We start from the raw sequence: 12,805 nt of genomic DNA on the forward strand, positions 1-12,805 counted from the left end.
AAAAAAAACCAAATATCTCTTATAAAAAATGAAATGAACAATATCTATTCGGATCATGATATTAGGTTGTTATCCAATTTAAAGCGCTACATTTCAAGTGAAATAGGTAGGGATTCATCTGTTGAAGTGATGGGGATCCGCTCTTTTCATGTAATGTGGGAACACATGCTAAGCAAGGTTTTAGACAATGTGATTGAAGTTAATAATCTTCTTCCTACACCAGCTTATAAGATATTAAATCGTGATGGCAGAGTCGTTATTATTAATGCTAAGCGAAATGGGCAACGTACAGATATAGTGGTTAAGCGGCCGGAACATGAAGATTACTGTGTTATTGATGCAAAGTATTATGGGGCCCATTCTATTGAATCTGTCCCTAAATGGGGGGATTTAGTTAAGCAGTTTTTTTATGTGACGGCTTTGAAAACAATCGTACCGGTACATGCTGTAGTCAGTAACGCTTTTATTTTCCCTGGTAATAGAGGGCCTATAAGATCAATTCATATGTGTGAACAAAGTGATGGTACTTTGATTGATGATGTTTATCCGCCTATAACGTGTTATTACATCTGCCCACATGATGTCATTAGTACATATTTAAAAAGCCAAAAACTGAAGAATCAACCTTATTGGTATTCACAAGTGACTTTGACTACTAGTTAATTAGAGCTTCCTTGTAGCAAGTCAACAGCCTTTTGTGCGGCCTTTAGGGCTTCTTCGATGGAGAATTCAAGGCCATTATCCCATTCGGAATCATCTTTGCAGATAGCCCATTCAAAACCTTCACTGAACGAATCTGGATTTGGTTCAATATAGATATGATGATCGAGATATTCTTCTTCATAGGTTGTTTGCATAACTAAGCCTTTGGTGTTTAACCATTCAATTATTAATTTTTTTGCTTTGGATATCTACGGTCGATAAGTCACATTAATGCGTTACTTTTTCTGCAGCAAGTCTGATTTTAAGTTCATTTAGGTAAATCACTATATCAGCCACTGTTTCAAATTCAGCTAAAGCAGGGCTCGCTTTAGTTTGTAGCTCAGGGTATTCGTTATCCCCCAAGTTCTCCGCTTCAACCACTGTATAGCGACTATTACTTTCATCTTCCCGTTTTTCTACTGCAGCATGATCAACCCATAAAATATAATAAGCGCTATCAAGCTTAAAGTGGAAGCTTGGGCACATATCGTTTCCATAACTCTGGTCAACTAAGAACGGGTATTCACTCATTTTAAAACCGAGTTCAAAACTATTTCCAAACGATTTTAGATAGTTATTCATGGGTTTATCACCAATAATTATTTTATCTTATATAATAATCATTCTGTCATTAAACCAAAGTGTGTATTACAAATGTATTACATATTTGGTTTTAATGTACGGATTATATTTTGTTAAATTCTAAACCAGCAGCTTTAAGTCTGGTGGTAATATTACGCATTTTGCTAAATTCGGTGCCGTAGCTTGCGCCTAAGCCTGTACCTTCACAAAACTCCTTTGCAGTAATGCTATCTAGTTGATCGGCGTATTTTATCATCTGTAGATGTATTTCGGCTGTAGCTTGGTTGCGTGAAGCAGTAGCAATGGCATCTTTGATTTTAGTGAAAATATCTTGATAGTTTTTCATAGCCCCTCCTTTGTTTTAGATAAATTTTATTATTAATCAAATTTATCTAAATTGGTAGCTAAATTATCTAAAACAGTTTTTTATTTTTATAAATGTATTTCATATGTAATACATTATTTTTTTGATTAGAGGCAACTATACATAATCATTTAAATGTATTACATTTGTCATACATTTTTGATAGGGGATGTACTTTGAAAACGCTAGCAGTGATAAATCAGAAAGGTGGAGTTGGTAAGACAACCACAGTGATTAACCTATCTGCGCAATTAGCGCATGAGGGTAAACGGGTTCTGGTTATTGATTTAGATCCCCAGGCAAATTTAACGATCGTGATGACTGGCGGCCAATACGAATTTGAAAACTCGATCACAGATGTATTCGAGTCCTCAAAAAAGAGTCCTATTCAACAGGCCATAATGCCGGCTCAATCCAACGGTGAAGCTATCGCCAATCTGTGTATTTGTCCGACCGACATACGTCTAAGCCGCGTCATTGAACAGAGCCTAACCAAAGTTCACCGTGAGCGCATCTTGTTAAAGCAACTAGAAGCAATAGTTAACGACTTTGATATAGTGATCTTAGATTGTCCGCCTAACCTTAGTTTGACATCTGTCAACGCCATGATGGCTGCTGATATGTTCCTGATTCCCGTTGATGGAGGATCATTCTCACTGAATGGATTGGCTGATCTGCTCGATGCTTTAGAAGAAGTGAAAGAAACTGATCAAGTGAATTATGCGGTATTCCGTAATGAATTTGCTAAAGCAAATAAGCTGATTAATAACTTCCTCGATGAACAATTAGCTTCACTAGAAGGCAAAGTATTAGCGACGACGATTCGTCGTTCTGAGGATATTGGACAGGCTAGTGTATGCGGTAAAACCTTGCTTAGTTACAAGCCTAGTAGTCCTACGCTAACCGACTATAAGAGCCTGGCTAAAGAAGTCATGCAACGAATCAATGTATAACAAGTGTAATACATAATATGAATAAATTAACGGGTGTTACAGGGCTTAGTAGACGTGTTTCTGCTAAAGAAACCCAAGAAAGTTCAAAGTCAAAAGAGAAAATAACCACGGTATCAACCCGCCGTAATATAACCACGGGCACATCACCTATGCCGTTGCGATTAACTGAAAATGATAGAGCAAACCTGAATTTATGGCTGGAAGTCTTAGAGGCTGAATCGGGTAAAAATATTACTGCTGCTAAGTTATTTAGAGGTTTGATCAATATGAAAGATAAAATAAATACGAAGGCGTTAATCCGCTCAATAAATGACGTGACTTGATAGTATAAATCTTGAAAAAGTTACATTATCAAAATAAAACATCTGATATTGCAGCTTCTAGCTTTTTATAACGTTGATCTATTATGTAGTATTGCTCACCATTTTTTGCTGTGAAGTAACCAGATAAATAGCCAATGCTTTCTAATTTGTTAATTCCAGCTTTTATCTTTCGGTTAGCTTCTTTTTTAGTGGTTTCTAAGCGTAAACGATCTCTTAGCCGCTCAAATGATACTGGGTGAGGGTTGTTAGGTAATGAAGTAAAATACAAATAGAGGCATTGTGCTACTTCTGCTCTAGGTAATTTTTCTAACACCCGTAAACTGACTAAAACTTGGTAATCGACACGATAAAGATCCCATAAGGTTTCATCTGCCATTAATTCGACTAAATCAGCATCACCATCATACATAGCACGTAATAACATGCCTGTATGAACTGCCTTTTCCGTATTTTTTCTTCTGAATGAAAGGCTTTGACTTTGTATACGCTCTAAAGATTCACCTATTTGGCGTCTTAAATTTTTATCAAATCTACGGCTTGGGTAACCACAGCTTTTTGCAAACTCAGCAAATGAGAGTTTGACCGTATTTGATGAGTAACCAAATTTACTGAAAACTAGAACTATACCGCACCAAACTTTAAAGTCTGTTTCAATATTAAGACGTTGGCCCTTGACTGTAACTGAGTCATAACCTTCTTTTTGGCATAAATCTAAGCTTACCAAGTCTTGGCTTAAATCTTGAGATTTTACATCACTAATATTAGTTCTACGTCCTACAGGTGTAAAAACACCTGTCCTGAGAAGAACATTAGGTTGCACGCTTGTACTGCTGTTAATCGTCAGCAGATGTTTACTATCACTATATAACGATGCTGTATTTGTGCTAGGTAATGGCTTCTCTAATTTTTCCATATGTTCCACTTATTTTTAACCCAATTAGAGTACACCATGAAGCCCATTTAGAATACACCTAATTATATTTTTATATGATTACTTGATTTTCGAGTAGCAACAGCAAGTTTTTATCTATAAATCTTTTTTAATTCAAATTTATATACGGCTAGACTTCTGACTTATAAACCATTTTTTAAAATGGTTTTTTACCCACTCGGCATACACCATTGAGTTCTTTTTGAACGGCTAAAAGATGTTTTAAGAGTGTTTTAGTGCAGTTATAAGTGATGATATGTATATAGATGAGTTGATAATCGAAGTTATGATTATTAATTTGTGAATAAGTAAATAATAGTCTTTTACATGTGAACAAATAAAACCTATCAAGCTGTTGTTTTTATTTGTTTAATTTAAAAACGTTGTACAACAAGTTATTTTTGATAATTACCCAATTAGCATACACCACATACCCAATTAGAATACACCATATACCCAATTAGAATACACCATATACCCAATTAGAATACACCATATACCCAATTAGAATACACCAATATTAGCTGCAGACCTTGGTGCTAAAGGACTCTGGCATCCCTGGATCTATTAGGATCTATTAGGATCTAAATATGGATCTTATTGGATCTGAGCTGTGGAAAACTCGAATTTTTATGAATTAAAAACCCTTCTTGGGGGGCTTGCCCCCCGCCAGCCCTTCCCCTCGCTACGCTCGTTTCCGGCATCCCCCCAAAATGCCTCGCCATTTCCTGCCTTCGGCAGGGGCGAGAAATTAAGAACTACCTGAAAAGTTCGTTTTGCCTTCGGCCTTTAACCGGCATTTTGAATTGTTACTGTGTTTAAAAGCATGTCGCTTCGCGACTGTCTGGCAGGAATACAACTCAAAATCGAATTTAACCACCCTAAAATGAGCTCTAGGCGATTTAATAGGGAAAAAGTACCTCCGATACCTTTTTTTAAATAAAACCGCTTAAATCAAGCCTAGTAAACCAACTTGATTTAGTTACGTTATCAATTTATCTGAAGAACAAAAAGTAGCTCGCGATAAGCACTGTCGTTGCCACTAAAAGAAAAATGACAGCGCCCCAATCTTGAATGAAATTTTTCATGTTTATCCTCATATTTATCTTTTGTTATTTTCGTCTTTCGTTGATCTAAGGAGTATCTATTAATCGCTGTAGGTGCTTTCTTAATTGAGCTGACGAAATTAAAGAGTTATCGCTCACCCAAGCCCTAACATCCTCAATATCAAATCCTGCTTCTCCAATGTCGTTGATCAAATTACTTGAAATGTCATGAAAGATCATTGCCCATTCCGATCCAACCGTTTTTACTCTGGGCGTTTCTTCTGGTGATGCAACCGAGAGCGTTTTAGTCACTGCGCCTTTTTTTACCTTGGCTATTTTGTAAAGCGATTGAAAATAAGATGTCTTTATTCCTAACCCCAACATCTCGTTAAGAACGGGGAGCTTGTAGCCCTGCACGACTAAATCATTAAGATATTTAAAATGATTATTAAAAACGGCCTGTTTCGGTAATCTATTTTCAATATCTTTTCTCATCGATATTTTTAATTTTTCAATGTCCATTATTTGGCAAAATCCACGTAAAAATAGGTTATACATCACAATATAGGCCTTTTTTAACGCTTTTTACAGTCTTTTTTAACGCTTTTCTAAGGCTTTAGTTAGTCTTCTTTAGGCCTGAAAGCAGTCTTTTTTAGCCTTTAAATACTCCTTTTTTAACCTGCTTTGAGATTTTAGGCGTTTTTGAGATTTTAAAAATAGGCACGTTGTCGAAAGTATACTTTTTGCTTCGCAAGTCGTATTCATTCGTGTGCTTTAGGGGTTCCCTAAATACCCTTTTAAACTCTACGAGTTTTATGAAAAGCATTAGCTAAGCTAATCCGACAGAGGTTGGGGTATTGCTATTCTTTTTCGGGAAATACAGGATATGAACGCATTCTAAATCGATGCAAAATCGTTGTTTTTAAGATGTGTTTTCTAGATAAAGAGAAGGATTAATCGCTGTATTCCTATCTTTTTTAAATCAATTTAAGGAAGTGGATTATGGGTAATGCAGAGAAACGTAAGAAGCGAAGTAAAGCTAAAGCTAAGATGTTACGTGTCATGCGAAAAATTCCATACCGATTTGGCGAATACGGCCATTACGGCAATCACAAAACACATGAAGATAACGAGGAGGAGTTTTTGACGGAAAAAATAAGACCGTCAGAAAGTATAATTGCACTGGTTGAGTCATTAGAACCTTTTGATATGGACAGGGAATTTTATTCTGTTCCAATGATTAAATCCTCAGTTATGAAATCGGATCCTGATAAGTCTGATGAGGAGAAAGCAAAGATCGTGGCGTGTATGTATATGCATTATTTGAACTTTGGTCTTACCGGCGATTTTAAAATGGAATATTTCGATTCCGATATAATGGCAGCCGATCTATTAAAAAACCCTTCTTTTTTAGAGCAATTAAATAAAGATGGTGTGCTCTTCATTGGCTCTTGATTTTGTAACAAATTCGAGATACCTTGATTGTGTAACTTATTCAAGGGTGGAATAGTGATGACAGAGATCAAGAATAACCATGGTGGTTCAAGAGCGGGTGCCGGAAGAAAAACGAAATATGAAAAAACAGTCGTTTTACGGGTGCCTGAAAAATATCGATCGGCCATTAAAGCGTTAATCGAGCATTTGGATCAATCCGAAACTATCGATAAGCATTATATGGCAGCCACATCTGAGCCTGTCTTCATTCGATCTCTTCAGGATAAGCCGCAGCAAGTCACATTTACTGTCTCCCCACTTAAAAAATCTTGATTATGTAACCAAATCAAGTTTCGAGTATTTAAAATATCAAAATTAAAATTTGCGTAAATAAAAACCCCGCAAGCGGGGTTTAGTGGTGATCCGTTTCTTGATAACTCTGTTTACTTGTGTGCGTCCATAATTGTATCAATATGGAGAAACATCAACGTTAAATCAATATCTTGCACTTGTTTCACGCCATCAGAAATTTTCAAAAATGCTAATTTCTGATAGAAATCAGTTGCTGTTGGGTGAGCCCATAGCGCCAGCCCTTTAGTGGCGGCGAGTTCATTAACGAGTACAGTCGCTTTAATGACTTCTCGCATCAGTCGCTTGCCAATTCCTTTACCTTGGTATGCTTTATCAACAGCAATTTGCTCTAACATCAGCACAGGAACCAGGCGTGGATATTTGCTAGGTAAAATTGAATACTCGTCATTATTTATCATAAAAACTTTCATCGTTGCATAGCCGACAACTTTGTCGCCATCTAAGGCTACATAGACACGATTATCGTTTTTTTCATCTGCTTTAGCTAATTTATTAGCTGCAAAATTATCAAGAAATCGATCACCTGAATTGAAATTTGAAAAGTCAGGTTGTCGATTTAGTTTACTTAGTAGAAGGCACTCAATTGTAGCGCTCATATTTATTACTCCGATAGTAGTGCCTTAAGTTCCGGAGTTGCTTTAGGAGGGTTATCTAAAATAGCTTCAAATTGAGCCCAAGCGCGTTGATTCAAACTCACAATAGTTTCTGATTCAACAATTACTTTAGCTCTTTCTCTGGCGTGATTAATGATAAATGCCGTGAGATTGATACCATTTATAGCAGCCGCTCGTTCAAGCAGTTCCTTCACCTCTGGCGAGGTTTTTAGTTCTATTCTTGCTGGTTTTGAAATGGCTCCAGCATTCGCCGTACTTTGAATACTCATATTGAATTCCTTTATTGGATTAAATTTTTCTAAGTAATAACCTCCTCAATTACATCGAAAGAAGACGCTATTGTCTATCTTATTGATTGCTTTCATTTTTATTTCCTTTGTTAACTTTGAAATATCTATTATTAAAATTTATTATAGTTTTACCTTTAAATAAAACTCCGTACATAATACGGATGAATTGTTTTTAAGTCAAGTTTATCCGTACTAAAACCGTACGATTTGTGGTGCATGCTATTGTTACTTTGACTCGCAAATTATTTATAGTGAAAATCTTTTTTTGAATTTGTAACTTTTTCAAATTGGTTTGTTGTGAAAATACCAGGTTAAGCCGGTATCTTGCCTGAAATCGAAATGACCTCATATTGCAGATTTATTGTGCGTTTTTAGTATTAAACTTTCACGGAAAAATACGGTGTTTTTGACGTACATCGCTACTGAAAGGCGCACGTTCGTGGGCAGAATGAAGTGAAATGCTCATTTTGATACGCTAACTCGGCTATTTAACATAACCACAAATTGTACGCACGCCCCAGTGTTGACACGTGTAACGTTGCAGGTTACTATTGTTGTGTTGCAGATGACCACCCTATGTGAAGAACTCTAATGTGAGTAAATACATTCAATAGCTTGGTAAGCGTTATTTGGTAACAATTAAATCAAATAAGGATAAAGCTATGAATTTTATTGAACACGCTACGGTTTACATCGGGAGGTATACGTATTGGCAATCAAGAGTTTTTCAAACAAAGCGCTTAAAAAGTTTTTCTATCAAGGTGACACATCAGGATTAAATCCTAATCACATAGTCCCGATAGAGAATGCGCTAGACTTTATCGATGGTACGCATCACCCCAAAGACTTAAAAGCTGTTTATCAGCGAAAGTTTTCAGAAAAGAAAGGGTCTGGAGAGGGTGTGTATAGTATTGAGATTAACGGGAATTGGAGGATAACTTTCCAGATTGTTGATGATGGGGCTATATTCCTCGATTATATTGACTATCATGGGAAGCAAATTAAATCTCGTTAGTTTTTGTAAAGCCACTATTTATTATAGTGGCATTTTTCTTCTCCTTTTTAGGAGGGGTTGGAGTGAAAATGAAGCAGAAGCAGATAAGGAAACCTACACATCCCGGTGAATTTTTTAAGTTCGCTGTATTGGATGAAAGAGGATTATCAATAACTTCAGCAGCAGAGTATTTAGGTGTTACTAGAAAAGCATTAAGCGAATTCGTTAACGGTAAGGCTAAGTGTTCTCACGCTATGGCTCGACGATTAGCGGAGTCTACAGGAACTGGTGTTGCTGTTTGGATTAACATGCAGGCAAAGCTTGATACTTGGGAGGCTGAAAACATGGATAAGCCGATTAATATTACAGCTCTTCCAGAAACTCGCGTTGCATAAACTTTTTTTAAATTAGATTTATATTAAAAAAGCCGCCAATTTTGCGGCTTTTTTTGATTGTAACTATAAGTATTAACTAGTGTTACCGGTGTTGCTGCAATAGAAAGAGTCATTAATTAGATGTGAAGGATTTACACTCTTCCATTGTCTTAACTATTTTATCTGCAACAGCATCAATAACTTTCATACAAACTGAGTTACCAAACTGCTTATAAATTTGTCCCAGCGATACCGCATCAACAATAAAATTTTCTGGAAATCCTTGTAATCTAGCGCACTCTCTTGGTGTTAGTTTTCGTGGGGGTTTTCCTACTACACTCTGATCTATAAGAATCTCTGAACCGTCTTTATAGTATCTTGCACTTATTGTGCTGGTATATTCACTTTCTTCATTAAAAAGTGAATAACCAAATCCATTACCTTTGATTTTATGTTCTTCTTTTCTTTTTTTATGACCAGCCCATAATCTTTCTGAAATAGTAAATTTATCTTCTGATATAGGTATTTTACTTAAATCATCAAGAATATCGCCTAATTTTGTTGGTGATTTTGGTGGCGTCGGCCATTCAAATACATTATCAAAATCTATATTCTGATAATGATTTTTATCGAATCCAACGATGAAAACTCGTTCTCTATTTTGTGGGACACCAAAATCTGCAGCTCTTAATACTCTAACATCAACCCAATAGTTTAGTTTTTCGGCTAATGCATGGCGTGCATCTTCACTCATAGGTACATCTGTAGGTATATCTTGCGAGTGTTCACCTCTCAAAATTGAGAGAATTGTTTCTAGTGTGCGGCCTTTATCATGCCCTTTAAGTTGCTTCACATTTTCAAGTAGAAATGCTTTAGGTTTTTTGTCAGCAAGTATTCTTTGTATTTCAAAGAACATAGTGCCTCTTGTATCACTAAATCCTTTTTTTAATCCAGCTTGTGAGAATGTTTGGCAAGGAAAGCCTCCCAATAAAAGATCATGATCAGGTATATCGCTTGTTGGTATTTGAGTTATATCGCCTTTGGGCATTTCACCGTAGTTGGCTAAATAAGTTTTTTGGGCAAACTTATCCCACTCAGACGTGAATACACATTTGCCGCCTAATTTTTGAAATGGTAGGCGTATACCTCCAATACCCGCAAATAAGTCAATAAATTTAAACCTTTCCTTTGTTAGAGGATCATGGCTGAAAGGGGCTAAAGTTAATTTTTCGTTCATTATTTGCTCAAGCATCGTGATGTCCAGCCACTTTTTTGGGCTTGGCTTATGTTCTCCTGATTCCCATCCTCTTACCGTTCTTTCACCTGTTGAGGCCATACCCAGTAAATTTGCAAATTCTATTGGATCTAAACCAAGGTTTTTTCTAGTTTTCTTGATATATTCAGCTTTATTAATTGTATTTTCGTTCATGGCCACACTTAACTTATCCGGTTTATGACCCGGGATAGTAACATTCAATATGGTGCAGAACAAGGAGTGGGTTTGTGCTAAAAGATCTAAGTAAATCTATTGATGAATGTCGTATAAAGTTCGATGAATTTCCATTCACTTCAGATATAGAAATAACTCCTATTTTGGCTGAAAAGTTAAAAGCGTCTATTCAAGGGATTGAACCAAATTCCTCTGTTAATATTTATCCGTTCTCAATTAGTTTAACTAACGAGAAAGGTTTAAGGACAGACCTCGCTTCATCTAGCTTATGGTTTGGTGCTGCATATCATGAGTTTGCTACTTATCTTGAACAATATAGGGTTGTTCTTGAAACTATAACGGCTACTTTAAAGGGGCTGGGTTATTCATCAGTTAATATCAAGTCACTGTTTAAACTGATACCGTCGACAGATTGGAAAAACCATCCAGACAAAAAATTAGTAGCTGATTTTATTAATGAAATCGATATTTTTTTTGGTGTCGATACAATAAGTAAAACATTGTTCTTTCGTTTCCTAGATGAAAGGGACTGGTGGTTTAAACCGTTTTCAAAAACAGGCCAAACAACAGGTAAAACATTAGATCGAAGTGATGCTTATCAATCTGCTATTTTGCTTGCTGCTAAAGTTATTGTTGCGAGTTCGGATCGATTATCTCTAATCATTGAAGCCTTTTCTTTGAATCAGCCTTTAAGACAAGCGTTTAGCCATCTTCAGCCATCCGAAATATCATTTACTGAATCTGTATCTACGGTTGTAGAGTCTTGTGGTATTAATCAGATCTATTACGGTGCACCAGGTACAGGTAAAAGTCATAAAATTGATGAATTAGCTACTGATGAAAATAGTATTAGAACCGTTTTTCATTCAGAAACCCAATATAGTGATTTTGTTGGTTGTTTAAAACCTTGCATGATCGATGGCGATATTAGTTATCAATTTAGACCAGGCCCTTTTTCTTTGGCCTTGGTGAAGGCCGCTAATGATGAACAACCGTGTTTCTTAGTTATAGAAGAAATTAACCGTGCAGCGGCTGCCGCAGTTTTTGGAGATATTTTTCAACTTTTAGACCGTAGGGCTGATGGTAGAAGTCAATATTCCATAGATGTCGTAGATGCTGATTTTAAGGGCTACTTAGAAACACATGCAGCCTCTTTATTGGTTAGTGGAAAGTTAGTACTACCTGCTAATTTATCTCTTTTAGCAACGATGAACAGCAGTGATCAGGCTGTTATGCCGATGGATTCAGCATTTAAACGTCGTTGGCAGTTTGAGTATGTCAGTATCGAAGGCGATGAATACCCTCAGGGCGACTTTATTATCAATGTTGGTACCGAGCTGTTTGCTGTGAGTTGGGAAGTATTATCAAAAGTTATTAACGCTCAACTTTCAGAAGCTCAAATACCTGAAGATAGACTTTTAGGCCCTTGGTTTGTTTCAGAAAAAGAGCTTGAAAATTCACAAGCTATGCTTGCTGGTAAGTTATCGATGTATCTTTGGGAAGATGTACTAAGGCATGCTCATCGTGAAGTTATTTTTGATACTGAAAAAAACCCTACATTGTATCAACTTATTAAGACTATTAAAGCTAACGGTATTGTATTTAGTGACGTTGTTATAAATGAGTTACGTGCAAATGGTGAGCCGATAACCATTGCTGAGGCCTAAGTTAATGGAGCATCAATTATACGTATATCATGATCGGTCACACTTGAGCACATTGCCTACTAAAATTAAGCATGAGTTGAGTAAGCATTCACTATTATTTGATAAGGATAATAGTGTGATGTTTTGCGGTATGGTAGTTGACGATGGTGCTGCTCATGTATTTTTTCCACGTAACACGATCGTAAGCAAAGACGATCATAAGTTATTAGTATCGAAAGCATCGCAGTTGTTACAAGCTATTTATCGTTATTCACTAATTTCAAATAGTACTAAAACTGCCAATGATGAAGGGAGTGAACTTGTTGGTGATAGCCAATTAGGCCTTATTATTGAATTACTAAGTGATTATCAAAGAAATGGCTTATATACACATAAATATGCTGTAAATGTAAAAAATATCGGCAAACCTGATTGGAATAAAACGATATCTAAATCCATTGCTTTTATGAGTGCACGTGGGCCTGTTTATTTTGATATTTATGGAAAAAAACAAAATTATAACCAAGATAATGAAATTACATTGATACATGCAAGTGTGTTGTCATTTTTATTTGAAAGGTTTGGGTGGTTGATTTCTGATACCTCAACGTCTTTAACTAAGCTTCGCACTGTTGGAAAGTCTCATTTATCTAAAAAAAACCAAATATCTCTTATAAAAAATGAAATGAACAATATCTATTCGGATCATGATATTAGGTTGTTATCCAAT

Annotated in this window: 17 protein-coding genes; 9 read left to right on the plus strand and 8 right to left on the minus strand. The window is 36.1% G+C overall.

Annotated elements, in window-relative coordinates:
- Positions 1–663 (plus strand): LlaJI family restriction endonuclease (locus IEY03_RS16885; protein WP_188843846.1); only part of this gene is annotated, 663 nt, incomplete at its 5' end.
- Here the strand turns inward: IEY03_RS16885 and IEY03_RS16890 are convergent.
- From IEY03_RS16890 to IEY03_RS16900, 3 genes are all read right to left on the minus strand, one after another.
- The gene (locus tag IEY03_RS16890) at positions 660–857 is read right to left on the minus strand and encodes a hypothetical protein (protein ID WP_188843849.1); all 198 of its coding nucleotides are present in this window, start codon (positions 855–857) and stop codon (positions 660–662) included. The genes IEY03_RS16885 and IEY03_RS16890 overlap by 4 nt on opposite strands.
- Before the next feature lie 73 nt (positions 858–930).
- Complete coding sequence (locus IEY03_RS16895) at positions 931–1,284, minus strand: hypothetical protein (protein ID WP_188843851.1); 354 nt, start codon at positions 1,282–1,284, stop codon at positions 931–933.
- A 103-nt stretch (positions 1,285–1,387) separates the two neighbouring features.
- Positions 1,388–1,630: an HTH-like domain-containing protein gene (locus IEY03_RS16900; RefSeq protein WP_188843853.1), complete on the minus strand. Its 243-nt coding sequence runs from the start codon at positions 1,628–1,630 to the stop codon at positions 1,388–1,390.
- Between the two features lie 194 nt (positions 1,631–1,824).
- Between IEY03_RS16900 and IEY03_RS16905 the strand changes: the two genes are divergently transcribed.
- Together IEY03_RS16905 and IEY03_RS16910 are read left to right on the plus strand one after the other, a co-directional pair.
- Positions 1,825–2,601, plus strand: coding sequence for a ParA family protein (locus IEY03_RS16905; protein ID WP_188843855.1), 777 nt, complete (start codon positions 1,825–1,827; stop codon positions 2,599–2,601).
- 17 nt (positions 2,602–2,618) lie between these two features.
- Positions 2,619–2,924, plus strand: coding sequence for a hypothetical protein (locus tag IEY03_RS16910; RefSeq protein WP_188843857.1), 306 nt, complete (start codon positions 2,619–2,621; stop codon positions 2,922–2,924).
- A 28-nt stretch (positions 2,925–2,952) separates the two neighbouring features.
- Here IEY03_RS16910 and IEY03_RS16915 read toward each other — a convergent pair whose 3' ends face one another.
- The gene (locus tag IEY03_RS16915; protein ID WP_229778379.1) at positions 2,953–3,837 is read right to left on the minus strand and encodes a RepB family plasmid replication initiator protein; all 885 of its coding nucleotides are present in this window, start codon (positions 3,835–3,837) and stop codon (positions 2,953–2,955) included.
- A 1,151-nt stretch (positions 3,838–4,988) separates the two neighbouring features.
- Entirely contained in the window at positions 4,989–5,423 is a 435-nt protein-coding gene (locus IEY03_RS16920) for a hypothetical protein (RefSeq protein ID WP_188843859.1), read from the minus strand.
- A gap of 480 nt (positions 5,424–5,903) precedes the next feature.
- Between IEY03_RS16920 and IEY03_RS16925 the strand changes: the two genes are divergently transcribed.
- Both IEY03_RS16925 and IEY03_RS16930 read left to right on the plus strand, forming a co-directional pair.
- Entirely contained in the window at positions 5,904–6,356 is a 453-nt protein-coding gene (locus tag IEY03_RS16925) for a hypothetical protein (RefSeq protein WP_188843861.1), read from the plus strand.
- Between the two features lie 57 nt (positions 6,357–6,413).
- On the plus strand, positions 6,414–6,668 hold the full coding sequence (locus IEY03_RS16930; protein WP_188843863.1) for a hypothetical protein: 255 nt from the start codon (positions 6,414–6,416) through the stop codon (positions 6,666–6,668).
- A gap of 110 nt (positions 6,669–6,778) precedes the next feature.
- Here IEY03_RS16930 and IEY03_RS16935 read toward each other — a convergent pair whose 3' ends face one another.
- Positions 6,779–7,303 (minus strand): GNAT family N-acetyltransferase, encoded by a 525-nt coding sequence (locus tag IEY03_RS16935; protein ID WP_188843864.1) that lies wholly within the window; start codon positions 7,301–7,303, stop codon positions 6,779–6,781.
- Between the two features lie 5 nt (positions 7,304–7,308).
- Positions 7,309–7,590 carry a type II toxin-antitoxin system TacA family antitoxin gene (locus tag IEY03_RS16940; protein ID WP_188843866.1) on the minus strand — a complete coding sequence of 94 codons (282 nt, stop codon included), beginning with the start codon at positions 7,588–7,590 and terminating at the stop codon, positions 7,309–7,311.
- Positions 7,591–8,320: 730 nt separating this feature from the next.
- Here IEY03_RS16940 and IEY03_RS16945 point away from each other — a divergent pair.
- Both IEY03_RS16945 and IEY03_RS16950 read left to right on the plus strand, forming a co-directional pair.
- Positions 8,321–8,626, plus strand: coding sequence for a type II toxin-antitoxin system RelE/ParE family toxin (locus IEY03_RS16945; RefSeq protein ID WP_188843868.1), 306 nt, complete (start codon positions 8,321–8,323; stop codon positions 8,624–8,626).
- Positions 8,627–8,694: 68 nt separating this feature from the next.
- Complete coding sequence (locus IEY03_RS16950) at positions 8,695–9,000, plus strand: HigA family addiction module antitoxin (protein ID WP_188843870.1); 306 nt, start codon at positions 8,695–8,697, stop codon at positions 8,998–9,000.
- Positions 9,001–9,112: 112 nt separating this feature from the next.
- Here IEY03_RS16950 and IEY03_RS16955 read toward each other — a convergent pair whose 3' ends face one another.
- Positions 9,113–10,408, minus strand: a complete 1,296-nt coding sequence (locus tag IEY03_RS16955) for a DNA cytosine methyltransferase (RefSeq protein ID WP_188843872.1) — start codon at positions 10,406–10,408, stop codon at positions 9,113–9,115.
- Between the two features lie 74 nt (positions 10,409–10,482).
- Here IEY03_RS16955 and IEY03_RS16960 point away from each other — a divergent pair, with 74 nt between their 5' ends.
- Complete coding sequence (locus tag IEY03_RS16960) at positions 10,483–12,096, plus strand: AAA family ATPase (RefSeq protein ID WP_188843874.1); 1,614 nt, start codon at positions 10,483–10,485, stop codon at positions 12,094–12,096.
- A 4-nt stretch (positions 12,097–12,100) separates the two neighbouring features.
- A partial coding sequence (locus IEY03_RS16965; protein ID WP_188843876.1) for an LlaJI family restriction endonuclease occupies positions 12,101–12,805 on the plus strand: 705 nt, incomplete at its 3' end.

Origin of the sequence: Shewanella aestuarii (genome assembly GCF_014647215.1) — a bacterium.
Classification (GTDB): Bacteria; Pseudomonadota; Gammaproteobacteria; order Enterobacterales; family Shewanellaceae; genus Shewanella; species Shewanella aestuarii.

Bases quoted from the DNA above. Each gene is read 5' to 3' on its own strand.
- IEY03_RS16890 (WP_188843849.1), bottom strand. From the start codon at position 857: ATGCAAACAACCTATGAAGAAGAATATCTCGATCATCATATCTATATT.
- IEY03_RS16895 (WP_188843851.1), bottom strand. From the start codon at position 1,284: ATGAATAACTATCTAAAATCGTTTGGAAATAGTTTTGAACTCGGTTTT.
- IEY03_RS16900 (WP_188843853.1), bottom strand. From the start codon at position 1,630: ATGAAAAACTATCAAGATATTTTCACTAAAATCAAAGATGCCATTGCT.
- IEY03_RS16910 (WP_188843857.1), top strand. From the start codon at position 2,619: ATGAATAAATTAACGGGTGTTACAGGGCTTAGTAGACGTGTTTCTGCT.
- IEY03_RS16915 (WP_229778379.1), bottom strand. From the start codon at position 3,837: ATGGAAAAATTAGAGAAGCCATTACCTAGCACAAATACAGCATCGTTA.
- IEY03_RS16920 (WP_188843859.1), bottom strand. From the start codon at position 5,423: ATGGACATTGAAAAATTAAAAATATCGATGAGAAAAGATATTGAAAAT.
- IEY03_RS16925 (WP_188843861.1), top strand. From the start codon at position 5,904: ATGGGTAATGCAGAGAAACGTAAGAAGCGAAGTAAAGCTAAAGCTAAG.
- IEY03_RS16930 (WP_188843863.1), top strand. From the start codon at position 6,414: ATGACAGAGATCAAGAATAACCATGGTGGTTCAAGAGCGGGTGCCGGA.
- IEY03_RS16935 (WP_188843864.1), bottom strand. From the start codon at position 7,303: ATGAGCGCTACAATTGAGTGCCTTCTACTAAGTAAACTAAATCGACAA.
- IEY03_RS16940 (WP_188843866.1), bottom strand. From the start codon at position 7,590: ATGAGTATTCAAAGTACGGCGAATGCTGGAGCCATTTCAAAACCAGCA.
- IEY03_RS16950 (WP_188843870.1), top strand. From the start codon at position 8,695: ATGAAGCAGAAGCAGATAAGGAAACCTACACATCCCGGTGAATTTTTT.
- IEY03_RS16955 (WP_188843872.1), bottom strand. From the start codon at position 10,408: ATGAACGAAAATACAATTAATAAAGCTGAATATATCAAGAAAACTAGA.